At 52.1% G+C, this 24,096-nt stretch carries 22 protein-coding genes and 1 pseudogene; 8 read left to right on the top strand and 15 right to left on the bottom strand.

The window, feature by feature from the left end:
• Nucleotides 1–20 precede the first annotated feature (20 nt).
• The 5 genes from WOA58_RS17235 to WOA58_RS17215 all read right to left on the bottom strand — a co-directional run bounded on the left by WOA58_RS17235 (nucleotide 21) and on the right by WOA58_RS17215 (nucleotide 8,616).
• Nucleotides 21–1,697 carry a cation:proton antiporter gene (locus tag WOA58_RS17235; protein ID WP_340605526.1) on the bottom strand — a complete coding sequence of 559 codons (1,677 nt, stop codon included), beginning with the start codon at nucleotides 1,695–1,697 and terminating at the stop codon, nucleotides 21–23.
• On the bottom strand, nucleotides 1,690–3,375 hold the full coding sequence (locus tag WOA58_RS17230; protein ID WP_340605525.1) for a cation:proton antiporter: 1,686 nt from the start codon (nucleotides 3,373–3,375) through the stop codon (nucleotides 1,690–1,692). Before WOA58_RS17230 ends, WOA58_RS17235 begins: the two co-directional genes overlap by 8 nt.
• A gap of 1,159 nt (nucleotides 3,376–4,534) precedes the next feature.
• Complete coding sequence (locus WOA58_RS17225) at nucleotides 4,535–5,425, bottom strand: universal stress protein (RefSeq protein ID WP_340605524.1); 891 nt, start codon at nucleotides 5,423–5,425, stop codon at nucleotides 4,535–4,537.
• 344 nt (nucleotides 5,426–5,769) lie between these two features.
• Entirely contained in the window at nucleotides 5,770–6,189 is a 420-nt protein-coding gene (locus WOA58_RS17220; RefSeq protein WP_340605523.1) for a universal stress protein, read from the bottom strand.
• 51 nt (nucleotides 6,190–6,240) lie between these two features.
• A complete protein-coding gene (locus tag WOA58_RS17215; protein ID WP_340605522.1) occupies nucleotides 6,241–8,616 on the bottom strand; it encodes an amino acid permease in 2,376 nt (791 codons plus the stop codon).
• Between the two features lie 720 nt (nucleotides 8,617–9,336).
• Here WOA58_RS17215 and WOA58_RS17210 point away from each other — a divergent pair.
• Nucleotides 9,337–9,933, top strand: a complete 597-nt coding sequence (locus WOA58_RS17210; protein WP_340605521.1) for a diadenylate cyclase — start codon at nucleotides 9,337–9,339, stop codon at nucleotides 9,931–9,933.
• A 412-nt stretch (nucleotides 9,934–10,345) separates the two neighbouring features.
• Here WOA58_RS17210 and WOA58_RS17205 read toward each other — a convergent pair whose 3' ends face one another.
• On the bottom strand, nucleotides 10,346–10,819 hold the full coding sequence (locus WOA58_RS17205; protein ID WP_340605520.1) for a hypothetical protein: 474 nt from the start codon (nucleotides 10,817–10,819) through the stop codon (nucleotides 10,346–10,348).
• A gap of 34 nt (nucleotides 10,820–10,853) precedes the next feature.
• On the bottom strand, nucleotides 10,854–12,368 hold the full coding sequence (locus tag WOA58_RS17200) for an amino acid permease (RefSeq protein WP_340605519.1): 1,515 nt from the start codon (nucleotides 12,366–12,368) through the stop codon (nucleotides 10,854–10,856).
• 359 nt (nucleotides 12,369–12,727) lie between these two features.
• On the opposite strand from WOA58_RS17200, the gene WOA58_RS17195 reads away from it, so the two are divergent.
• From WOA58_RS17195 to WOA58_RS17185, 3 genes and pseudogenes are all read left to right on the top strand, one after another.
• Nucleotides 12,728–13,210 carry a cation:proton antiporter regulatory subunit gene (locus tag WOA58_RS17195; protein WP_340605518.1) on the top strand — a complete coding sequence of 161 codons (483 nt, stop codon included), beginning with the start codon at nucleotides 12,728–12,730 and terminating at the stop codon, nucleotides 13,208–13,210.
• A 114-nt stretch (nucleotides 13,211–13,324) separates the two neighbouring features.
• Nucleotides 13,325–13,999, top strand: a pseudogene (locus tag WOA58_RS17190) (cation:proton antiporter domain-containing protein); the annotation flags it as partial.
• A gap of 38 nt (nucleotides 14,000–14,037) precedes the next feature.
• Nucleotides 14,038–14,346 carry a hypothetical protein gene (locus tag WOA58_RS17185; protein ID WP_340605516.1) on the top strand — a complete coding sequence of 103 codons (309 nt, stop codon included), beginning with the start codon at nucleotides 14,038–14,040 and terminating at the stop codon, nucleotides 14,344–14,346.
• Nucleotides 14,347–14,359: 13 nt separating this feature from the next.
• Here WOA58_RS17185 and WOA58_RS17180 read toward each other — a convergent pair whose 3' ends face one another.
• Entirely contained in the window at nucleotides 14,360–15,442 is a 1,083-nt protein-coding gene (locus WOA58_RS17180) for a hypothetical protein (protein WP_340605515.1), read from the bottom strand.
• Nucleotides 15,443–16,357: 915 nt separating this feature from the next.
• Between WOA58_RS17180 and WOA58_RS19130 the strand changes: the two genes are divergently transcribed.
• Nucleotides 16,358–16,594 carry a hypothetical protein gene (locus tag WOA58_RS19130; RefSeq protein WP_390220976.1) on the top strand — a complete coding sequence of 79 codons (237 nt, stop codon included), beginning with the start codon at nucleotides 16,358–16,360 and terminating at the stop codon, nucleotides 16,592–16,594.
• Nucleotides 16,595–16,674: 80 nt separating this feature from the next.
• Nucleotides 16,675–17,007, top strand: coding sequence for a DUF5789 family protein (locus tag WOA58_RS17175; protein ID WP_390220982.1), 333 nt, complete (start codon nucleotides 16,675–16,677; stop codon nucleotides 17,005–17,007).
• Between the two features lie 121 nt (nucleotides 17,008–17,128).
• Here WOA58_RS17175 and WOA58_RS17170 read toward each other — a convergent pair whose 3' ends face one another.
• The 6 genes from WOA58_RS17170 to WOA58_RS17145 all read right to left on the bottom strand — a co-directional run bounded on the left by WOA58_RS17170 (nucleotide 17,129) and on the right by WOA58_RS17145 (nucleotide 21,212).
• Nucleotides 17,129–17,323, bottom strand: a complete 195-nt coding sequence (locus WOA58_RS17170) for a cold-shock protein (RefSeq protein ID WP_122090876.1) — start codon at nucleotides 17,321–17,323, stop codon at nucleotides 17,129–17,131.
• A gap of 98 nt (nucleotides 17,324–17,421) precedes the next feature.
• Nucleotides 17,422–17,682, bottom strand: a complete 261-nt coding sequence (locus WOA58_RS17165; RefSeq protein ID WP_340605513.1) for a hypothetical protein — start codon at nucleotides 17,680–17,682, stop codon at nucleotides 17,422–17,424.
• A 179-nt stretch (nucleotides 17,683–17,861) separates the two neighbouring features.
• Nucleotides 17,862–18,416 (bottom strand): type 1 glutamine amidotransferase domain-containing protein, encoded by a 555-nt coding sequence (locus WOA58_RS17160; protein WP_340605512.1) that lies wholly within the window; start codon nucleotides 18,414–18,416, stop codon nucleotides 17,862–17,864.
• A gap of 948 nt (nucleotides 18,417–19,364) precedes the next feature.
• Nucleotides 19,365–20,084 (bottom strand): hypothetical protein, encoded by a 720-nt coding sequence (locus tag WOA58_RS17155; RefSeq protein WP_340605511.1) that lies wholly within the window; start codon nucleotides 20,082–20,084, stop codon nucleotides 19,365–19,367.
• A gap of 175 nt (nucleotides 20,085–20,259) precedes the next feature.
• Entirely contained in the window at nucleotides 20,260–21,012 is a 753-nt protein-coding gene (locus WOA58_RS17150) for a hypothetical protein (protein WP_340605510.1), read from the bottom strand.
• The gene (locus WOA58_RS17145; RefSeq protein ID WP_340605509.1) at nucleotides 21,006–21,212 is read right to left on the bottom strand and encodes a hypothetical protein; all 207 of its coding nucleotides are present in this window, start codon (nucleotides 21,210–21,212) and stop codon (nucleotides 21,006–21,008) included. Before WOA58_RS17145 ends, WOA58_RS17150 begins: the two co-directional genes overlap by 7 nt.
• 206 nt (nucleotides 21,213–21,418) lie before the next feature.
• On the opposite strand from WOA58_RS17145, the gene WOA58_RS17140 reads away from it, so the two are divergent.
• Nucleotides 21,419–21,640: a winged helix-turn-helix domain-containing protein gene (locus tag WOA58_RS17140; protein WP_340605508.1), complete on the top strand. Its 222-nt coding sequence runs from the start codon at nucleotides 21,419–21,421 to the stop codon at nucleotides 21,638–21,640.
• Nucleotides 21,641–22,067: 427 nt separating this feature from the next.
• Nucleotides 22,068–22,454 (top strand): hypothetical protein, encoded by a 387-nt coding sequence (locus WOA58_RS17135; protein ID WP_340605507.1) that lies wholly within the window; start codon nucleotides 22,068–22,070, stop codon nucleotides 22,452–22,454.
• A 477-nt stretch (nucleotides 22,455–22,931) separates the two neighbouring features.
• On the opposite strand, the gene WOA58_RS17130 is transcribed toward WOA58_RS17135, so the two are convergent.
• Nucleotides 22,932–23,978, bottom strand: a complete 1,047-nt coding sequence (locus tag WOA58_RS17130) for an N-6 DNA methylase (RefSeq protein ID WP_340605506.1) — start codon at nucleotides 23,976–23,978, stop codon at nucleotides 22,932–22,934.
• Nucleotides 23,979–24,096: the final 118 nt, after the last annotated feature.

Below are 24,096 nucleotides of genomic sequence, written 5' to 3'. Positions count from 1 at the left end.
AACACAACTGATGTCGAAGGCTACCGATTCCACGGGCCGGCTTCTTGGAGGTCGACTTGAGTGTCTCGAAGCGAAGCTGTTCCATCGTCTCTGAGCGTTTCAGTCGTCCTCTCGCCCGCTAAGAGGTCTCTGACGGTGTCGGTGAGTCGTTCAGACGCAAGGAAATCGGGGACGTTCACGTAAGCCGCTCCTTGTTCGAATAAGTCGAGTGCCTCATCAGTTCGATCTGCGCGCACGATCACGTCTGCCTCTGTTTCAATTTCTAGCAGTCGCTCCGAAAGACGTCGGTCTGGAACCGTTGAATAGATTAGTCGACACGAGTCAATACCAGCGCGTTGCCACGTTTCTGGATCCATTGCATCACCGAAGACATAGTTGCTGTGTTCTCGCCGTGCCCATGCAAGTTGGTCGGGATCGTGATCAACGACAACAAGGTCCTCTTCGAGCTCATGACAGACCTTCCCGACTTGTGTACCAAGCTTGCCGTAGCCAATAAGAACAATGTGATCACTCAGATCAGATTCGACGTTGCTCTGTTCAGCCATTTTTTCGTGTGCAGAAGTAAATATCGGATAGCGAGAAATGAATCGATACAGTTCCTCTTCGAACTGTTTTGTCGCTGTCGAGGTGATCATCGTTACCGCTGAGGCAAGGATAATCGCCTGAAATATATCAGGGGCGATCCGTCCAAGAATAAACGCTTGAATTGCGATGATGAGACTAAATTCGCTTACTTGATCGAGGCTAAAGCTCGTGAGACATGCTGTTCGCGTTTCGTACCCTCGATACAGAAGGAGGTATATGGTTACGATCGGCTTCAGGATGGCGATTAGCACTATTAGCGTGGCTGCAACAATCACCACATCAAGAGTCGGGACCGTCACCAGACTCCCAAGTACAACGAAGAAAATCGCACTGAAGAATGATTCAAGCGAATCGAGTCCATTAAGCAGCGCGAGATTCTGCGTGAACTCTTTCGTGATCGCGAGCCCGGCCGCAAAGGCTCCAATAGCGATTGAGACGCCCGCGAGCTCCGAACCGATGATAAATCCGATGAGCATGCCAATAGCGGTAAGGATCAGCAGCTCGTCCGACCCACCTGAGAGTCGAATTAGTGTTCCAAACAAGTAGACACGAACCACAACTGCGATAAGGAGCAGAAGAACGCCGTAGCCAAGTGCTGCTGCAATCGCATCGGGTGTGAATACTGACGCACTCAACACGAGGATCAATACAATGGCGATGAGATCTTGAATGAAATGGACTGACTGGACGAGCCGGCCGTAGAGCAGATTAATGTAAATCTCACGACGAATCAAATCCTGACCAACGAGTGACGAACTCAGAGCGGCTGCAATGCTGAAATATATTGCGTTGAGTGCATCGAGACCGAGCAACAGCGCCGCTCCATAGCCAAATCCTCCAAGAATGAGTACTGATTCGGCAGCGACAAATTCACTATCTCCTGTGACTGCTTCCAATCGCGTGGGCTCGACATTGACACCGAAAACGAATACAAGAAACGCGATCCCCCACTGAGCGAGTTCCAGCGTTAGATCTTGGCCGACAAGTGGAGGAAGCATGAGGCCAGTGATAATATAGACTGGCACCACTGGAATCGAAAATTGATGGGCGACAACAAGCAATACTGCTGAAACCACGAAGATCAGCCCAAGCGCACCGAGCAGATCAGTCATCGCCAAGCCTCCATAACATTCGACCGATGTCCCGATCACGTACGTCCATGAACGCCTCGTGATCGGTAAGATACTGACGCAAGTGTTCGCCAATCATCTCGCGGGCCAATACCGTACTTATGATAACGTAGTCTGCTCCCCGCTCGTAAAGGTCAAAAGCATCCTTGATTTGTTCGGCCTCGATGAATACCGTCGCCTCATCGTTTACTTCCTCAAGCAGTGTTCGGTTTACTTCGCGCTGTACGGACGAACTGAGGACGAACGCCGCGCGGTCGAGGTTGGCCGCGTTCCGGTGTTCGGTATGGCTGAAATCGCCATAGATGAGATCATACTCTGTCTCGTCGAGCTTGTTGAGATATTCTTGACTACGGTCAATGATCACAACATCGTGGAATTGTCTTCCAAGCAGTGGCAGTACGTCACTGGTCACATCGTCGTGCCCAATAACGACGGCGTGATTCTCACGAGTGCTTACATCCATCGTGTGATCATCCTCGCGAGAGAAGCGATCGAGATACGGCTCGGCGTACCGATACAGCTCGTAGTTGTAGTTGATGAAGTACGTCGAAACACTCATTGTCACGATCGCGAGTAGGCTCAAATAACCGAGCACTTCAGTGCCGACGAAGCCTTGGGCGACCGCGAGCGAGCCGAGCACGAGTGAAAACTCACTGAGTTGGACCATGTTGAGACTCCCGATGAAGGAGGTTTCGGGAGAAAACCCCTCTCGGTAGATGAGCAGCGCAAAGCCAGCGAAGTTCGCGCCCATTAGAACGCCGGAGGCGATAAGTGCCTCGACCCAGAACGCAAGTAATTGCTCGGCCTCGAGTTGGAGACCAATACTTGTAAAGAATACCATCATGAAAAAGTCTGTAATCGGCTGGACCTGTTCTGCGAGTTGCGCACTCTGGGGGACCTGTGCGAGGCTGATTCCAGCTAAAAACGCTCCCATCTCAATCGAGAGACCGAGTTCTTCTGCACCAACGATAAACAGGAACGCCCATGCGATTCCGACGACAAAAAGTATCTCATCGTTGTCCGCGACCGACTGGATCAGGCCTGGAAGAATGTATCGTGCAGCAACGTAGGCAAATGCCCCGATTGCACCGACGAGTGCAAACACCGTCAAGATACTGATGGCAATTCCGAGGGGACTATCGAGCGACCCCGCTCCGAAGAGTGCAAGCAAGAGAACAAGATAGATGTTCTGAACAACCAGTACACCGACATCAATCCGTCCGGGTAACGTGTTGATCTGATCGTTGTCGGCAAGCAGCTTGACGATAATCGGTGTTGCACCAAACACTGAGGCGAGTCCGATAACGAGGATTTCGGTCGGCGAGAAGCCGAAGAGTACCGCAACGAGCAGGCCAAACAGCGTTTGCAACACTGTTCCGAGGATCGTGAGATTGAGAATGGGCCGGAAGATCTCTTGGATTTCGTCAATTTGCATCCGCAGGCCGATTAGAAAGAGCAAGAATCCGAGCCCGAGCTCGGCCATCAAATCGATGAGGTCAGTTTCGATGACAATGCCAAGAAAGACCGGCCCAACAAGTAGCCCCGTAAGGAGGTATGCGATCAGGATCGGTTGTCCAGTGAGTCGGGCGATATAGCTCAGCAGAACTGCTACGCCAATGATGAGGGCAAAATCCGTCGCCAGTGCGACTGTCTCGACCATTAGATCTCTTCTTGTATTTATGTAGTCTTCCAGTATGGTATGATCTTGTTCATTCCCGATTCACGAAACAGTATATTGGGGCTGATCATTCAAGTTCTATCAATATTGATAGTTCAGGACGGAACGGATTGGAACTCTACTTCTGAACCTCCCCGAAGCGACTGTCGGGATTTTGGTAGCTACCATTTGATTACTTCTCATCCTAACGATTCGCTGATGCAGATATAGAATATTAATTCCGTTTTCGTCCAGAGCTGCTTTTACCCTACGAAGTATCTCATCTTCAACTTACCAGAGTTTTTCTGCATTTGGCCGATTAACCCAGAACCGAATACGAAGTGTCGCCTCCGAATCGTTTAGCTTCTCGCCTAACACAGATGGAAATGGTGCTCCTGCAACCATCTCGATATTTTCGACAGTATGTCGAGCAATTTCATACGCTGCGCCAATATCGGCTGTCCATTGTTCGTATATTTGGAAACAACGTGCACAGACCACGATCAGTATCGCTTTTCTCGTCGACCACAGTTTTCACAGACATACTCAGAGACTCGCCATCCACCACCAGTGGTAAATCGGGCTCGATAGGAGTGTTTTGATTGGCATGAGGGACACACTGTTGGTGGTTTGCTCTCTGGGGCCGAATTCTGTTTTGCAGAGTTAGTATACTGGTAAGGTGTCGCCAACATATAGAAGATCACCCATCCTATCCAGCAGATGATAGCGAACGTCCCAAATATATACACTAAATCCGGAATCATCGTGTATCGAAGAGACAGCCAGACAAGGCCGATCCATGCAAGGCATATAATCAGTATTCCTGAAAGCGAATGCGACGAGATCGGTCCTAGCCTCAATTCCATCGTCTGTAAGAAGAGTACGTTGTGGAGGGGCTTAGTTGACTGGACTTCATGCCGATCGACTTCATACCGGGCTGATTGGCTCCTTGAACCGAAACCCAGCGTTTCGAGTTCATATACCTCTTTGAGATGATTCCCTCGAATGCGATCACTATATACATCGTTGCCTGCCCCCACTACGATCTGCTCTAACAGTCGTTCAAAAGACGAAAGATCGGGGCGCTGTCACGCATATTATACTTGCGAAAGTAATTCCTTGGCCATCTATACAGTCATATAGTGAAAGAAATGAGAATTAGTCATCTGAATAGTGGTAATCGATTTCGGGTTTGAGAGACTGTACGTGCCATTAGCGAGCGAGCGTTTTGATAGCGCTTTGTGATAATTACTGGACACTGCGATTCTCGTCCAACGTGTTCTGGTAGCGAACCAACTAACGAACGTTTGAAAAGCGTACTGGAGGCGGCACCAAGTACCATGAGATCATAGTTTGTAGATTGGTCAATGAGTATATCAGTAACAGAAGGATGTTCGATAATATCTTGTTTAATAACAGAAACCCCAGTAAAATTCCCAATAATTCGAGTTTGCATTTCTTCTGCCTTCTTTTGCTCACGAGACGTATTCGTTGGAGAGCGAATTGTTACTACATGAAGCTCTGCAGCATGAACTCGAGCAAGGGCGCCCGCGACAGTTGCTGCCAATTTAGTATTTGGTCCACCAGCCACCGGGAGGAGGATAGAGTCTAATTTCCTCGATTCATCGATACGTTCGACTAATACATCGCAGGTAGCATTCTTGAGTATCTGATCAAGGTGCGATCCAAGCACGATATCTCGTCGGCGAGGGCGTCCTCGCCAACCGAGTAACGTGAGTTCTATATCATACTCGTCAATAGTCGTCAGAATTCCACTCGCAACTGATCGAGCAAAACGGATACGTCCTGTTACTTCGATATCGTGATCTTGGACGAGTTCCGTAGCATCATTGAGGACATCCTGTTCAGTGTCGATAAGTCGTTTTCCAGCAGCAAGTGGGAGCTGCTCTGGGACGCGAATGACAGTCAGGAGTTCAATCCGGAGATCCCTATCAATAGCAAGATCGATCGCTGTGGATACGAGATGCGTGGCTGTCTCTGGGTTTGCGATAGGAACGAGAATAGCAGCCTTCGAAGATGAGATGTTCAGCATTACATCAGTGTATATTTCTCAACCAGCATATATATTTGGATTACTTTAGTGTTGTGTATGTTTGTGTGTGGTTCTGATGATTTAGATCATTCTATATTCCAGTCACATATCTCGAGGTAACAAGGGGAAGATGTTAATATAACACTAACTTAGTCTATAATGGTAGGGTGTAGATGACTTACGACGTACAGAACACAGACAAACATTCCTGGAGATACGCATGCCAACGCTGTGGAGTACCATACAAAACTAAGCCCGAGATCTGTGTGGTATGCAATGAAGCGTCAGTTATCCCGATTGCCCACGTGACAAGAGCAAGAGAGTGAGCCAAGTGCCAAGCGCGCTTACTCGAGCGGCTCATACTCTTCTTGCGGCGGCAGAACGAGTACTGGAACACTAGAGTTCCGAATCAGCGATTCAGAAATATTGCCCGTAATCAACTTCGTCCATCTGCTCGCGCCCCGTGGCGTGAAAGCAATAGTAGTGGTATCTGTTTCCAGAGCCCCTTCAATAATCGTGTCTGTAACGTCCCGGCCGTATAATGTCAACGGTGTAATGCGGCTCTTGTCTGCTGCGAGTACATTGAGAAAATTTTCGTAAGCATCCTGCGCGAAATCCTTTCGTTGAGCGACTGATGCCTTGTCTGGCACTCCCTCTCCCTTTGGCACGACATGAGTAACGATAATCTCAGAGTTTGGGCTGAGGTATGTACGGATTGCTCGTGCCGTCTCCCGAGCGTCGTCTGGGTCCGCAATCGGTACCATTACTGTCCGAAAGAGGTCCGCATTCATACTCCTTGTTTGGCGAGGACATCGTTAAACCGTACTGGTAGTCGAGTCGGAAGCGTTTTCATCGCCCATATTCTCGATGTCGTCAGTATCAGGCGTACTAGGCTCCGTCGTAACGCCCGTTTTAGACGGTGCATCCACCTGCGTGTCTGTCCCAAAGAATCGACCGAATAGACTGCGCTGGTGTTTTTTCTCAGCAAGCAGTACGGAGCAGTCAACATCATCAAGCACTTGCAACACTAGTGAACCGCGAACCAACCGAGACAGTAGTCCTTTCTCTGTCGCTCCAATAATGAGTAGTGTTGCATCCGTGGCAGCCCGTTCGATAGATGTTTCGACGTCGCCGGTTTCGATGCGCAACTCGGTATCCAATAACTCGTGTTTGGCTGCCCACTCTTGGAGGAACATACGACCAGCCTCCTCGTCGTCGGTAACGTGTAACAGTGTCACAGCGGCGTCGAATTCGATCTGCAAGGTACGTGCTATCGCAGCTGAGAGGTCGGAATCAGGACCACCAGCCGTTGGAACAAGGATACGTGAGGTTTCGAAGCCCCGATCACGGAACACTAGAAAGTCACAGGGCAGCGTGTGGGCGAGCTCGTCAATCGCCGATTCGGCACGACCAGGAGAACCGTGTGAGTCTTCTCCCCATCCCATCACACACATATCAGCACCGTATGTACGTGCAGCATCGAAAATCTCCTCAAAGGTGCGATGTGAAAGAACAACGTGTGTCTCTATGTCAATACCGAACGTTTCAGCGTCTTTCTGCGCTTGATCAAGAAGATTATGGGCGGCGGTATGAGCACCACGCTCGCGGGCAGCCGCCAGTGAAGTCTGATCTGGAACATTCGCAATATTGACAGCAACAACCGTTCCATTATGCTGATTTGCGATTGCCGATGCCAGTGTAATGAGGTGTTTCTCGGTAGCCGGGTTTGCAAGCGGGACCATTACTCGGTAGTCGTCGCCTTCAGGTTGGACTGAAGTGGTGACAGAAACTGCAGATTCCGGCAGTTCTTCCGATCGATCGAGTACCCAGTCTGCGAGAACACCAGGATTTTCAACCCGCGATCGGGCATAAACGAAGTACCAGAGTGCGGCAAAGATGACGAGCAATAGGGAGAGCCCGATCACCAGTGGTTCAATATATGCAATAAGCGCGAACGACGTGACTGCACCGACAAGTGGGACGATTGGATAAAGAGGTACCTTGAAATCAGGATTATAACCCGAAGGCTCAGCTTCCCGCATCACAATGAGTGCAAGATTTAGGAGGCCGTAGACAAGAAGATGAAGGACAGACCCTGCAGTTGCTAGCAGTTCAAGGTTGCCTACGAACAAAAACAGCAGAATTAGGCCCCCGGTGATTGCGATTGATTTGTACGGTGTCCCGAATTTCGGATGGATCTCATTAAGGGACGGTGTGACAATTTTCTCGCGCCCCATTGCGAAATTGATACGCGACGATGAGAGGATCGAGGCGTTGGCTGAGGAAGCCGTTGCAAGTAGCCCACCGAACAGTAGCAGTGCCCAGCCGAGAATACCCATATCAATTCCAAAGAGACTGTATTGACTGAACAGAAGTTGTGCCGCATCGACGACCGCAGTGTCGTTATCAGCGACCAAATCCGTCGGGACCGCCGCGAGAAGGACGACTAAAAAAAGCGCGTATATTACAGTGACAATCACTACCGAACCAATGACTGCACGCGGTAGATTCTTACCGGGATCTTTGATCTCCTCAGCTACGGACGTAATCTGGACAAAACCAAGGTATGAGACGAAGACAATGGCGGTCACCGGAAGGACTTCACTGGTCGTTCCTGCCGGCGCGATTGGCTGTAAAGAATTAAGATTAGCGTTCAACAAGCCAACGACGGTGAACACGGCGAGGATACCCAATAGGAGAAGGACAATGACGATCTGTATCCCGCCGGTTTCCTTAGCGCCAAAATAGTTGATACCAATAAAAAGCAGTGCACCGGCCAGTCCGATGAGCTGGGCTGCCTCAAGCACAATTGGTCCGAGTGTAATTCCAGGAACTCCGATGAGTGTGTTGACGTACTCACCGAATCCATACATGTAAAATGCGGAGGCGAACGCTAGCCCTAACCAGTTAGCCCATCCACTGATCGACCCGAATAGTGGCCCAAGGGCGCGATTGATGTAGAAGTACGCACCACCTGATTTTGGCATTGCAGTACCGAGCTCTGAGGCAGACAGTGCCGTGAACAGTGCAATGATCCCACCGAGAACAAACGTCACTGTGGCGAGTGGTCCCGCTCGCGCGACGGCAGTTCCAGGCAGGACGAAGATACCGGCACCGACCATCGTCCCAATTCCAATTGTTAGGGCGGCAAGTGGTCCAAGGTCCTTTGCGAGCTCTTCGTCGCTACTCATTCATTTGATCTCTTCTCTGGCAACCACTAACGATTCTAACCTGGTCTCGGAAGAAAGGACTGCTGACCGATATTGGTTCATGCAGTACCATTGATCTTAGGGAGATTCATACACTACCGTCGATCTTCCTTGGGTCTGTGATACTATCCAAAAATAAGTCATGCAATTCTCTACCGTCTCACACGGTATAAGTACCATGGAAAATTCTTCGCAAATGAGGTATCTGCAGGACCGCTCATGTCATCTACGGAGTTTAGGTTAGTGTATCCTGTATTAATGGGACAGATCGTTCGCTGCTATGAAACACCGTATGAGATCCTGCTAAAACCACTCTTTGTCGTTTGGCTTTCCCGACATTAGTGATCTCATCTATTGAGGGTGGTCCCACCGAAGAGCAACATCGAGTATAAATCAGATATAGTCATAATAGATTTTGTTGAAACCCTCTTTCCGCCGTGCGGTTTCCTATAACAACACGTTTTCACAGTCTTGGTTAAGAACAGACCTCAGAGCAATCCTATTAAATACAATATGATTTTTATTCGGCAGAGCCTCATAGTAGTGAACTGTTGCAGGGGTCACCACAGGGCTAATGAGCGAGTTCTCTACAATATTCATCCTATAAAATGGCAATTCGAGAGTCTAATCGCGCGTATTATACCATTACCTACAAGATGATATCATATCAATTATATAAATGTCATTCCATACCCAGCCATTATGTCAGTCTACTCCGTCTCTGCAATTGTGACTACCTCTGCTCTTCGAATCGAATACGAGACTCACCGTCGTGTACAAGAAATCCTTGATCGTCTTTTTTATACACTTGAGAGCATCAGTGTCGAATTCAATCAGTGGGATGATAAATATGCAAAAGGTCCGGGGCTCTATATCGCAGTTGTTACTGGACGATCAATCGATGAGTTCGCGGATCCGATGGGCAGCAATCAATGGCCACTAGAGCAGTCTAACGACGTTCTTGGGGATTTAGATGCGCTGTACGAGACTGCAAAAGAAGTTGCTTTGACCAGTGATGGGGCGGTTGTTGTCAGTGTAGACGGTGTGATTCACGAGCAAATGGTGCGATTCAGAGATGTTTCTCCGGAGCAGATCAACCCAGAAACAGTCACTGCGAGCGACTATGAGGCCTGGATGGGTGCACGCCATATGAGTGCCTTAGACACGTCGAAACGAGAAAATGTTATCTCAACCGTGACGCTGAGTGAGGAAACAGGACGAGTAACACAATTTAACCGCGGATCATTTCTTACTTTTAACCGGACAGAACTGGGTGGGGACTGGAATTCGTCAGAATAACCAACAGTACTAAGCAATATGCGTTAGAATTATGACAATTATATCATCCGCAGTGGGTATATATATTATACATTTAAATTTCGGATATAGATAATTTTCTATTTCAATGTATAGATCAAATAAGATGGGATAGAAGAGGGGTGCCCGATGCCTCGAGGCGAGAAGAGGTGGTCTCGACGCTGACCCTCAGTGAGGAAATGGAACGCATGACGCGGTTCAATCAGAGACCGTTTCTCACTCTTAAGCGGGCGGAGCTCGACGAGGGGAGAAATCGGCCAAGTATTCGTGAGAGGGCGTCCGCTGAATTCGTTGTTGATCTTACGAACAAGGCCTTCGTATTTGCATACAGTATCGCCAAGATGGATAGCGGAAGTCTCATTCCCGACCGCGGCAGTCCGTCCATCCCGTGGAGTCAGGCCGTGAGCCGTTCGGCGATCGCTTCCCGGATGGACGGATGAGTCTCGTACGAACCGCGCACCATTACGACGTTACCGGCCGTCTGCTGCTCGATCTGCTCTGCGAGCGACCCAAACAGGATCTGCGTGGCGGATATCTGTGTGGAGACCCCAGCACAAACTGTATCGTAATCATCGACCGTCCCGAGAATTGCGGACTTGATGTCATCATGGACGAGGACTTCGCTCTCGTACTCGTCTGGTTCCAGCCCCGCCCGTTCGGCCATCTCTACAATCACTTCTTCGCCCCGTTCGACAGGATCGGGTTCGTCCGTGTCCTCGTTCTCGGGGTGCTGGACATTCAGTAGAGTTGGCATTGTCCCGTCGATCGTCGCGAACTCGGAGGCCCGGCGAGCGGCCACTGGTGCGTGCGGGCCGGGACCGGCGAGTGCCACAGGCGTGCCGATCTCTTCGCTCTTGAGGTCAACCATCGAGACCTCACACGGTGCGTTCTTGAGCACAATGTCAAGCTTCGACCCGAAGACGTGTTGGCGTCTGTTCGCCGGTTTGTGCGAACCGATGAGGATCTGGTCCGACAATCGCACGGGTTCTGAGGGTGACGTCCATATCCGTGGCTGCGTCCCGGGCGCTCTCGAGCAACTGGCGCTGGGTCTCGACATGTTCTTCCTCGAACTGGAGCTTCTGCTCGAGGGAGGTCTGTGAGGGGACCTGGAGGACGTTGACGGCGACAATCTCCGGGGTTTCGACCTCGGAGTGGGTATGGGCGCTGGCGGCGGCGAGCCTCAATAGCCCCTTCTGGGTTCCGGGGTTCGCGATCGGGACGACGACCCGGTAGGCGTCCGTCGCCCCGTTTGGACCGCCCGCGCCGCTCGGCCTCCCTCTCTCGGCAGGGACAATCGCCTCGCCCATGAGGCTCTCGTCGATGTCCCTGTTTCTGACGTAGAGGACGTACCAGAGGGCGCCGAGCGCGACGATCCCCAGCCCGATGGCGATTACGACCGGCTCCATCTGCGTGATGATGACGACCGACAGGATCACACCCAGCACCGGCACTGCCGGATACAGCGCGCCGGGAACCTCGAAGTCGGGCTCGTAGCCGTCAGGGTCGGCACGTCGGATCACGACGCGCGCGGCCGCGAGGATCGAGGAGTTCGAGCTCGAAATCGCCGCGATCACCGCGGAGGCGACGATCGCGACCACGCCCGCGAACCCCATCGAGATCTCCGCGACATCGGAGACCGGGACCAGCGACTCGCCGAGTTGGTCGTACGGGACGACCCCGGTGCTAATCACCATGACGACTACGTAGAGGATTGACACTGAGACCACCGAGAGAATCATCGTCAGCGGGATGTTCCTCCCAGGATTCTTGACCTCCTCGGCGACGGTGGCGATGATCTCGAAGCCAAGGAACGTGACGAACACCAGCCCCGTGGTCGCGATGATGCCACTCGGACCCGTTGGCGCGAACGGATCGAGGTTGGCGGGCTTGACGAAGAACACGCCGACGGTGAGGTAGATGAGGATGATGACCGTCTCGCTCCCGATCATCACGTTCTGGAAGGTGCTCGACTCCTCGGTGCCGTAGTAGTTGACGCCGACGAGAAAGGAGAGTCCGAGGAGGCCAAATAGGATGATGAGGACCCGTCCGTCGAGAAAGGGGACCGGATCAACGAGGTACTGGCCGAATCCGATCATGTAGAAGGCACTCGCGAACATCAGCCCAGTCCACATCCCCCAGCCGACGATGCTGCCAAAGAAGCTCCCGAGCGCGCGGTTGACGTAGTGGTAGCTCCCACCGGCAATCGGCATCCCGGTTGCCAGTTCTGCCAGTGAGACCGCCGCGAACAGTGCAACGAGTCCGGCAATCGCGAACGAGATCGAGCTCGCCGGTCCGGCACCCTCCGCAGCGATCCCCGGGAGTATAAAGATCCCCGCACCAATCATCGTCCCGCCTCCCATCGTCATCGCCTCGAGAAAGCCGAGGTTACGGGCGAGTTCCCCCTCCTCTCCACTCATGATCTACGTTCTGTGTTGATCATTTATTTAATCTACGCTGAAACAAGAGTTTATGCCTGAAATACCATTTCCCTCAACTGCGGTTTTAGCATGTAGAAGAGTGTAGCTCAGGAACATCCGTTCGAGTCTACCTCTCTTTTCTATATCCACCCGACTGGGATCGACGACGAGTGATCTCGAGCGGATAGCGCCCCATCGACGAGAATAGACCACGAGAGCGAACCACGCAAACAAGGCCGTAGTAGCAACAGGGAAGACGACTTGAAAACAAAGCCAGGGGAGAGGCACTCGTGTTCGATTTAAACCCTTGAGTAATTACCGGAGAAGACTGTAAATGGGTCCCACACAAATACCGAGTCATGCCGTTTGAAATCGAGGAAACGACGCTTCCCGGTGTCGGGAAAAGATACGAGATGTATCTCAACGAAGATCGCAGTATCGCGGTGGTCATCCAATCAAATGGTAGTCGTCAAGTGTTTTGCCGGGACGATCCCAGCGAGGACTACGAGGAAGTGATGGAGTTGACCGATCCACAGGCACGAACACTGGGCCTCTTTCTGGTGGGCGCCTACTACCAACCCGTCGCGGCGAGGCTTTCCGAAGAAACTGCACGCGGAGAACACATCGAGTGGTACGCCATCACTGAAAATTCACCAATCCAACATATGAATAAGAGCGATATGGAGCGAAAAACGGGGGTCAAGATACTAGGGGTCGATCGTGATGGGGAAATCGATTCCGTTCCCGGTGATGATTTCGACTTCAAAGCTGGCGATCGACTCATGGTTATTGGCACGGATGAGACACACGATAAGCTGAACGCAGTTCTCCGGAAGATCTGAACAGGATTACAGCACCAAAAATATACGTCCATCCTGTATGACTGTATGAACCCCTTAATGGAGTGCAAAACAGTTTTGTTCTCTATCACCTGTCGTTAAACGGATAGAGACTGGATGGTTACCCAGATTGCCCTCGCCGCCGATTTCGCCATCATCATCGTCACGGCGACAGTCATCGGCTTTCTCGCGAAGCAGACGGGCCAGCCGACGATCATCGCCTATATTCTTACCGGGATCATCCTCGGTCCCGTCTTCCTCGATGTCGTCACCGAGGAGGGACTTGTCGAGCTGATGGCCGAGCTCGGGCTGGGCTTTTTGCTCTTTCTGCTGGGCATCAAGATGCGGCTCGACGACGTTAAGGAGATCCTGCGCCCGATCATCAACATCGCCGTCTGGCAGACGATCCTCCAGACCGCGCTCGCGTTTGCGGTTGCGTGGGTCCTTGGCTTCACCTTTATCGAGACGATCATCATCGCGCTCGTGACCGTCTTCGGCGCAACGCCGATCATCGTGAAGATCCTCACCGACAAGGACGAGATCACCGCTCTCCCCGGAAAGATCGACGTCGGCGTGCTGATCGTCCAGGACATCTACCTCGTCTTCATGCTCGCGATGCTCGCCGCCGGCGGGCTCGACAGTGTCGCCGAGATCGGGTTCACGCTCGCGACGATCACTATCTTGATCTCGCTCATCGCGGTCTTCTCAATCGCCTCCTCGCGCTACCTCCTACCTGGGTCGCGATCCGTTCGGCGAGTGAGCCGAAGAGGATCCGTGAGACTGACCGCTGCTCAGAGAGGCCAACAACACAAACCGTATCGTAGCTCTGTATGAGCGAGGATCGCCGACCTGACGTCATCGTCCATGACAACCTTCGCGTCGTACTCATTGGGCTCGATACTAGCGTCCTCAGCGATCTCCTCGATCATCGCCTCTCCGCGATCAACGGGATCCTAACCGAAGCCGATCGGGAGTTTTTGCGGAACAGTGAGGATTCGATCAAGGAGAGTGATTTACTCCGATTCAATACCTATGGAGACTGCGCTCCCTCTGAACATTCATGTGGTGTCTACAAAGCGCGTTGTGAAAACAGGAAGCCCTCCCTCAAGAAGCGAGCTGCAAACGTCGTAAGCGAGTAGGATAGGGTGTAGTTCACCGTGCGGATTCTCGAAGGATAAGCGGGCCAATGGCAAGAGTCCGTTTAGCGACTGTTGCCACCCGTGCAATATATGAGATAAGTAAGAAAAACGGCAATAGTGTAACGGTGAACGCCGCACCGACAATAAGAATCGAATTGTTCACCCCAACGGTTGTGTTCGGGAACGAAATCCCACTATAAAATCCAAGCATGCTGCCCGCGACAAGTAATGCTGGCACTGAGACGTACAGGATCAGCTGTGAGAGATCAATCAGCGCCCACTCAAAATACAGCGTTTTGATGTGTTCACGCGCCGGCCCGAACATCGATAGTGTCGACTTCAGCTCATCAAGGAGCGTCATATCCTCGTCGGAAAGGCTATCAGGATGGTCGTTTGCGATGCGCTCCAGATGAAAAATCTTGGTTCCGTAATTGTAGTTGAGCGAAGCGGTGACGACGTCAAACGAGCCAAAGCTCGCACCATCCAGTTGATCTTGAACCTCTTGGGCATTGCCGATCAGACTCTCAGTATACTCGTCGACCTTGGCCTTGAGCTGCTCATCGTCATTGTCGGTAATCGACTCACGTAATAGCTTAGCCTGACGCTCGCTCAGGTTGACAATATCATGCAGGAACGCTGATGGGTCGGCGGGGCTCGGCGAGCCGATCATCTCCTCGGTATACTCCCGAAAGTCCATCGTGTTGCTCATTCGTTCTCGCTGTTCGCCTAGCGGGCCGTTCTCTTGGGAAATCACGAGCTGGCTGATCGTGACGACCAGCGTCGTCCCGGTGATGATCGCGCTGATCATCGTCGAGAACATGTAGTTGATCATGTCGTCGGAGCGGAGCGTCGACTCGAAGTTCGGAATGAATAGGGCTCCAATACCGACAAAGGAGACGAAAAAGCCCACTGCAAGGAGTCCCGTTACAAGAGGGCGGCTCCCGTTAAGGACCAGCCAGAGTTTGATCCGGCTTTCATTCGAGCGTTCGCGCATCGTATTGGCGGTCCCGATGTCTGATTCAGCGTCGGTCTCAATTTCTATGTCAGCGTCTGGATCCGCGTCAACATCTGTTCCAGCGTCTGGGTTCGCACTCATACGTCACCAGTGTCAGGAAATCTGGATCGGTTAGATACCAGGTGCTCGATCGGGCCAGCAAACTCTCGGCTGTCGACATCTATCTCGGTGAGTTTGACTTTCGGGTTGCTCGTCTCTTTTTTAGTAGCCTCCGGTGATGGTCTGCGGGGAACGAATTCCCCCTGGCAGTCACGGCTATGACTATAGCAGTAATCCATCTAGTGAGATATTGCCTGTGTTCTCACAAAAGTAGTCCGCAACCACCGTTCTGACGCTGAGCGGAATAGTACCGACGGTAGGTATGTGGGGTAAAGAGTGTGAGTCTCCTAAAACTGCAAGCAGGGGAAATAACCAAAGTCAGCAAGTCTGTCAGCGTGTGATAGGAGCCGAAAGGAGGTGTCCGAGATCTCTATCTCAAGACTTGCCTTTCTGGTGTCGGTTCTCCGCAAGCTCGATCGCCATTAGTTCCAGATCTGGCCGGTCCGTGTACTCACAAACCCATGTGGGTCCAATTGGCACGTCATTCCTGTAGGCGGATTGAAAGAGGCGCGATAGCTCCCGTTGTAGTTCCCGCTCACTGCGAATCTCGTATGGTTGGGTCAGATAAGATAATTCGGTAGCAATAGGCATAGTTCCCCAACTTGGCCTACCACCCACGATATCAAACGGATTCACCGCTATGGGGCCTTGTGCAACACACTTCTTCCAATCAAGGCGATTGTTGCACAAGGTAACCCCCAGCGATGAGGGGACGCTCATCATCGGCCCGCACCTCGAACTGCCGGAGCAGGGTGGCGCGACGTAGTACGGGTGCGAGAACTATGGCTACGAGTCGCTTCGACGTGGAGATGTAGAGTGCTCCGAGTTTAACGCCGAGAGGCGCCCGCTACGGCTATAGACCCGTCTGAGCAAGGACCTCGACTGTTCTTTAAGAAAATGCCACGCTCCTCACCGGAATATATCCCGATCCACCTCGGTCTTACCAGTAAGGATTGTGAAGCTAAACTTGAGCGTTTGACCGAATTAGCAGCAACTATCGTCGAGACGAAGACAGAGACTACCGGTACCTATACCGAAACCTGGACCGTCATGCGGGATACCGACAGAAACGATTCTGTGTGCAGTCTCCACATCGAAAGGCAGTTTTCACCGAGTAGAGACTATTCTGACTGATCTGACAGACCCATGAATTTACGAGGAACAGACCGATGAACGACCACAAGGTTATCCCGCTCGCGCATCCATGTCAACGGATGGCAGACAATAAAAACTCGAGAGACAAGCAAGCGGATGACGAAGAACGACGCCAGCGAGAACGGGAACTGCAGGAGGCACGTGACCGCGGCGATGAACCCGAGCCGATAAACGACGAGTCCACCGAACAGCTCGGCGAGTTAGATGAAGCACTTGAAATCCACACCTATCCGATAACCACCGACGAGCTCATCAGAGCCCACGGCGGCCGTGAGGTCGAAACACAGGATGGGGCAAAACCCGTTGAAGAAGTACTTGCTCCGGTCAACAACGAATCGTATGAATCCGCTGACGATGTTCGAAATCGAATACAGGGATTACTACATCGCTAAGTGGGTTGCTCTTTCCTGCTCGTGAGAGACACTATAGAGAGCACTAGCCACGGTCTGTGATATCAATAAAAGGTCTGCTGTATGGTAGTGCCGCCAGTTGATGGCGGGCTACTGCGCCGTATTAGGCGCGAACGACGTTGGTCGCTCGGGGGCCCTTGGGGGCCTGTTCGATGTCGAATTCGATGTCTGTGCCTTCTTCGAGGTCCGGACCGCCAACGTCCTCCATGTGGAAGAAAACGTCATCATCCGCATCCTCAGTGGAAATAAATCCGTAGCCGCCAGTGTCGTTGAAAAAATCAACTTTTCCGTTTGCCATTGCAAACAAACATAGACTCGTAACACGGATAACAGTTCCGAGAGTCACGGTATCACGACCGCAGTCGAGTGCGAGTGCGGCTCTTTCCATCCATTCTGTTATGACTGGATCTTTTCGACGATCTCTGTTGCTTGCTGTTTTGCTTTATCCTCGCCAACGGTCTTCTTGATCAGGACGCTTTGAACCTCCCAGTCATCACTGCCTTCCTTCTGACCGGTCCGCACCTCGGCGCCCTCTGAAACGGATTCGGCGGGCTCTTTCGCCCAATCAGGCGTTCGGATCGTCTCATACTGATCGGGATCGCGAAAGCGCACGTGGATATAGTCGTCCTCGGTCTCAACGGATTGTATTTCGGGCATCGTCTGCGCTACAGCATCTACCATCTAAACAGTAGGGGAGGATTTCAAGGGCTAGCCAGATGTATAGGTAGCGTCAAAACGAAGACTGGTGACGGTACATCTGGAAAGGTGGACGATCGTCGATCTCGTCGGATATGACATCCTGAAATGGCGATACCGCTACTCGGCTGCCAAACTCGCTAATGCTGCCCTTCTTCGAATTCCTCGATAATCTTATCGCAGAAGGCAGGCAAGTCATCGGGATTGCGACTGGTTACCAGTCCTTCGTCAACGACGACCTCTTCGTCGACCCACTCGCCGCCTGCATTCCGAATGTCGGTCTGCAGGCTGGGGTAGGAGGTTACGGTCCGGCCCTCGACCGCGTCCGCCTCGACTAGTACCCACGGTCCATGACAGATTATCCCCAGTGGCATTTGCGCTTCAGCAAACTCACCAACTAAGTCCACTGCATCTTCGTCCACCCGAAGAGTATCAGCTCCAACCGCGCCGCCCGGAACGATCAACGCGTCATAGTCGTCCGCGGAAATCTCCGAGAAGGTCTTCTCTATCTCGTAGGAATCGCCCGGTTCGAGATCGTTATTGACGGTTTGTACCTCGCCGGTTTCCGTACCGAGAACCTCAACATCGGCTCCGGCGTTCTCGACGGCTTCCTTTGGTTCGGTGAACTCAACCTCTTCAGTACCTCTCTGTGCGAGAAAGATCGCGACGGTTGTATCGCTAAGTGGATCTGCCATTGTGAGTATTCTCCACAGGGCTAGATAGCCTGATTCCAGTTAAAAAGAGAGCCTGCCACTGCGACCGCATTGATAGACATTTCATGTACGATCTACAGAGCCAGTGAGTCGGTCAAGAACCTGGACTCTATATAGTGCTGTTCCATGCCGGTGATTTGGACGCGTTGCTGGTTAGCCATGAGTCCGTATGTTATCGTGTATTGCCCATTAGCGATAGCATACATGAGGTGTGTAGACCCCTAGCTTGGGTGAGTCCATCTGATGTGCTTGCCATGAGCATTGTGGACTCACCCCTTCCCATCGAAACGAGAGCGACACCGGCCTATATGTGCTTGGTATAACTCTCGCTCTGGATCGACGATGATACAAGACTCAACGGCTATAGCCTCGATCCCCAGAGAGAGAGGTGAATCCAGGGATCAACGAGGATCCCGTATCGAGAATGCAATCGAAAACTGCCGTGAAGAGCATCTCGCTCAGCGCCCGCAAACGATGAGCAAACGGTCGTAACATACGAAAACGAGCGAATTGACGATGTATCGCGCAGAACAGTACCCGAAGGGGGCGACGATACGGCGTACGGAAAACGGATTGTGACGGACGTTTCGATATCCATGCTGGAGTCTGATGATACGAATTTCCGGAAATGAGGTGTTCTATTCTCTGGATCCAAGCACTCCGAGACAGTCACGAGGGACTCTATGAGTACGAGATGCTCGGAACGTACTGTCATGTCCACTCCAGAGCGGGGCCTTCGACGCTTTTGTCGATGCAACCTGATTGATCACACCGTGGTGTGATATACTTCCGAAGGCAGAACCGACGAAACCGTTTCTACTCCCTCTACTACTACTCAATCAGGAAGAGGCTGCTCGGAGTTGTAACTAAGACGGGACGGCTTACCCGGGGTGGTTGTCGTGAGCTATACGCCTTCGTATTGTCCCGTTGTTAGGACATCACGCCTCCTGCGGGCGGTTGTTCGTTTGCCCGATCACAACGATCGTGATATCGGTTGGCCACATCTTCGTCAACCACAACGAGCTTCTTCCCGCGACGTTTCGTCTGCTCAACGTCGTCCTTCCCGAGCTTCTCGAGGAAGTCCATGACTCGGGCCACAGTTTGCGTGTGAGGCTTCGACCCTTCGGCGGCGGTGATGACCTTCGCAATCGTCTGGCTATCGAGCACGAGCCCAGCAGGCGCCTTCTCGGCGTAGTCTTTCACGTCCCGAGCGATGAAGCGCGCTCGCTTCTGGTTCGTTGTGAGCTCGCGATCGGCGACGTGCTCGGGGAGCGTACAGATCCGCTCTAAGGGTGTCTCCGTGGTCGTGGTCTGAGAGTCGTTCTCTTCGGCGTCAACGTTGGTGGTCTCTATGGGCGTCTCCTGAAGCATGGTTTCGAGCTCTTCGGTCTGGTCTTCGACGTCGGTGATCCGCCCGCGAACGTTGGCGAACTCCGAGCCCGCAAAGCGCTTGTACTCGGTAAGCTCTGCTTCCAGCTCTTCGATGCGCTCGTCTTTTCGTTCGATTTGGGCCTCGAGTTCTGCAACGCGATCGGTGAGCGCCTCGAGCTGTTCACAGACCGACTCAAGGGTTGGCTCTGCGGTCTCAGTCGCGGGCTGGTCGGTGGCGGTACTCTCGGTACTCGTGGTCGTGGGTGTGGATTCACTCATCGGAAACGTGGTGTGTCGCAAGTAGGACGATCGGGCCCGTCCCGTGGCTGGCGAGCGATCTGAACGCGTGGCTCAGTGGCGTCCCTCCACTCGAGATTCGGGGTGCTACAGGCAGGGCTCTCGATAGGCGTGCAGCGCTGGCGTTGTGCGAGAGCCCGCCCATTGCTGGTGCGGGTTACTCCTGGTGCTGGTGGAGCTGTGTGCGAACGCCCGTGCGTGTGGTCGGGCTCGTGGCCTGCGGGGTCTGGGTGATCGCAGGATCGCCGTTGGGATCGGTTTCGTCGGCGGCGTCGGTTGGATCACCCGTACACGCCCGGACGTGTTGGGGCCAGGCGCTCATCCCAACCGGCACGTTACAGTGAGGACAGGGTTTGGTGGCCTGTTCGCCCTGGCGGGCGATCTGGCAGTTCTCGCACTGGCGGGCCGTACTCGCCTCGGCTTCCGCCAGCGGGACCGGCGTATACTGGGCGTTCGTCTCGCAGTTACACAGCGGCTGGCCCTCGCCGTCGTCGATGTGATAGACCGCGCTTGCGGGGTTCTGCGTGTGGGTGTCTCGAAGGAGTGCCGTCGGGGGTTCGTCGTGGGCTTCGGCACTGCCCTGGCTCGGGGCGCTTACATCGAGCGTCTGGATCTCGCCGAGTGTCTGGAACTCACTTTGAGTGCGAACGTCGAGCGTTCGGGTGAGGCGTGTTTGGAGGAGGTGTTCGCTCAGGCCCAGCGTTGGGTTCGTGAGTTCCTCAGGGGCGCACTCCCGACAGTAGCAGCGTTCGATCGTGAATGTGGGGGCGTCCTCTTGGCGCGCGGCGTAGATCGTGACCTGTTCGCCTTCGCGCAGGGTTCGGTTGCAGGCCGTGCAGTCGGGGTTAGTCTTCGAGAGTCGCGCGCCGGCGAACAGTTGGGTACTGTTGGTGGGGATTTCGGTCAGCATCGCTCGGCCACCTCACAGTCGTTGGCGTGGAAGGCCTCGCGGTGAAGGTCCTGCTCGCGGATGGATTCGCGGTCGCAGGCTTCGCAGCGCCAGTAGGTGGTGGCGTTTGCGACCGTCGGCGGTTCGCGGTGGGGACCGGTGATTCGGTTGGTCTGTTCGGAGGCGATACTGTTTTCTGCGGCTGAGTTGCTAGTGCTCATTGCTTCTGGGACCTCCAGAAGCGCGGTCCGGTGCTCCTACACCGGGCCAATTCTCTCAATTGACGATACCGCGCTTCCTACTTAGACAAGAGTAAGCAACTCCTTAGTATTTACTATTAGCCAATCCTATCAGTATGGGCCAGTGGTAGATGTCAAACATAGATCCGTTATCACTATGCAGAAGGCCATGAGTATGAGCACTAGAAATGAATTCAGAGGACCTTCAGCAGAGTGATAGAGAAATTTTGAGAGAGCTTCGAAAAGGCCGTTGCACACCCGCTGCACTTACAGATTGGACAAACCTATCAAACCAAACTATTCATAATCGTCTTAACGTCCTTGTTGCTGCAGGTCATGTTGAAAAAATCCACAAGAGTGGATTATATCAGCTTATAGATGATCCAGAGAGGTTAAAGGAAGGTCAATAACAGAGTGTGGACCAAACATACAGATAGAACATTAATGCCATGTCTGAGTTTTATTGCCCTCTCACGGCAATGACCAGGGTTCGAATCCCTGACGGAGCATCCCATTCTTCCGCGCTCTTGTGATTACGAGCTGTGGTAACGGAGAAACAACAATGCCACCACAGGGCAAACACGAAACTCAAACCAGTGTATCGCCACGCAGTCATGCGTTTTCCTCATGTTGCCCGGCATACCGATTCGCCGGATTAAATTACGACTCCCTATCCATCACTGACGGGCTCAAACAACAGACTACAACAGCGCTAAGCCCGCAGGAAATTCAACCCGAAATAGCTGAATTCTCTCGAGTTGTTTCGACTTGGTTTCCGACTATTACTACATCTACAGACACTACGTGCAGACCACCTGAATCTGCAGGTGATCTCGGATGAGTATACTGGACGGGGTCACGATAGCTACTGGACTTTCGGAGGACTATCTAAATGAACGGCAGCTTATTGACTACCAATCTCAACGTGCTAACTGTTTGAAATGGCTGCTAACGTTTGGAAAAGACCCAGACCAAGCTAATGGATATGCGTTTGAGACCGTCAAGTCACGAGGGAATCGAATGGATATGTTCTATCGCTGGGTCTGGACTGAAGAAGGGCACTATACTGCAGACATCACTCACGACCATGCGGATGCCTATATGGAATATCTTGCCTATCGAGACACAAGCAACGTGGACAAATCTAATCATCAGAAGGCGGTGAAATGCTATTCAAGTGGCGCGAACATGAGCATGGGCTTGATTCTTGGAAGCCCCATCTAACATTTTCGACGACAGATAGTGCGAGCCAGCCACGAGATTACTTCACGGAAAAAGAGCGGAGCAAACTCCGAGAGGCTGCACTTGAGTATGGGTCGATTCCGAGTTATAGTGATTTGAGTCCGGATGAGCGAGATCAGTGGCGGACATATCTCTCCCAGCGGTACGGAAAGCCAAAGAGGGATGTAACGCCTGCTGATTGGGATCGTGCGAACGGATGGAAGATACCGTCACTGGTAGCTGTAAGTTTGGATACTGGCCTTCGTCCGATTGAGGTTAGACGGGCGCGTACTCAGTGGATTGATATAGGTAATCAGGTACTGCGGATCCCAAAAGAAGAGAGTTCGAAGAATACAGAGAATTGGATAGTTAGCTTGCAGGATCTGATTAGAAGGCTATTCATACTAAAAATCTTTCAATCGGATCCCATTTTTGTTATCAGTCTTGTATTGCCACCCTGGAGAGCTGTTATAGCCACTATCACGGGAAGGTTCGACTCCAAGAAACTAAAGTGGAAAAGCGAGCAGATATTAAAAGTAGATCTCCAAAGGACCTGAGGTCTTTCCTCATCTTGAAGAAATTACCTACTGTGAATTCAATATCGTGCTTGAGAAGGTCGACGTAGAACGTCGCAATACGCAATATAGCAGGATTAATTTCTACGCCAACTCCACTAGCACCCTCTTTAGCAACCAATGAAAGAACCGTCCCCCGCCCCGCTGCTGGATCGAGGACGAGGTCGTCCGAACTCGGCCCAGATAGCCGAACCATCTGTCTGGCGACCTCTAGTGGAGTAGCGTATTCTCCGCCACGACGATCATCATCAGAAATTTCAAAGAGAGACATCAGAATGTCGTTGTCTGTTTCGTCCAGTGAGAATCCATTAAATATTCCTGCGGCAGCAATCAGAAATTGATTATCAAGTTCCTCACCACGCTGGTACCATTGGTATCGATCATCAATCTGGGAGTAGAGAGTGGAAATCGTAGATTGCTCAATCCCTTTTGGACTCGCTCCGTCTGTATTCCGAAGTTCAAGTAACAGATGTAGTGACTCTAGAAATTCGTCAGCAGCTTGATCGTTCCGCGCGTGATTGGGACGAACCGCTTCCTGTGCTCCCAGACAGCGGTCAATCAAGAAGTCAAGCTCTGCTGAGGATTGAACAGCTCGTTTATCAGCTGGTTCCTTTTTATCGATATCTGGAAAATGAGCGTAGGATTGGTAGCCAGGACTAGTTCCGGAGAAAATGAATTGAACTCCAGGAGAGAGAAGAGCACCATATGGTGCCTCGGTTCCTGCAACAGCCTCTGAGATATCACTCAGATCTTGTTCTGCCCGGTGGCTTGTACGGAGACTACTCCATTCTACGAGCAGAAATGGTTTTGTGTGATTGGAATCTTGGAATACAGCAATATCAGGATAGACGGCCTGCTTCGCCCTCAGTGTGGGCTCAACAACGACCTGCTCTTCGCTATACTGGTCTTCCAGAAGGCTGATCGCCTCTTCGAGGGACTCAATTTCGTTCATATTAGTGCGAGCGTTGATGAAGTACTTAGGTATTGTCTAGGACTATCAAAATCGAGATTTGATTGTCACCAAGGAGATAAAATCGGACGACAGCGTATAATTAGTAGACACAATTGAA

Source organism: Halalkalicoccus tibetensis, from assembly GCF_037996645.1.
Classification (GTDB): domain Archaea; phylum Halobacteriota; class Halobacteria; order Halobacteriales; family Halalkalicoccaceae; genus Halalkalicoccus; species Halalkalicoccus tibetensis.
This window is presented reverse-complemented; position numbering and strand designations above follow the sequence as displayed.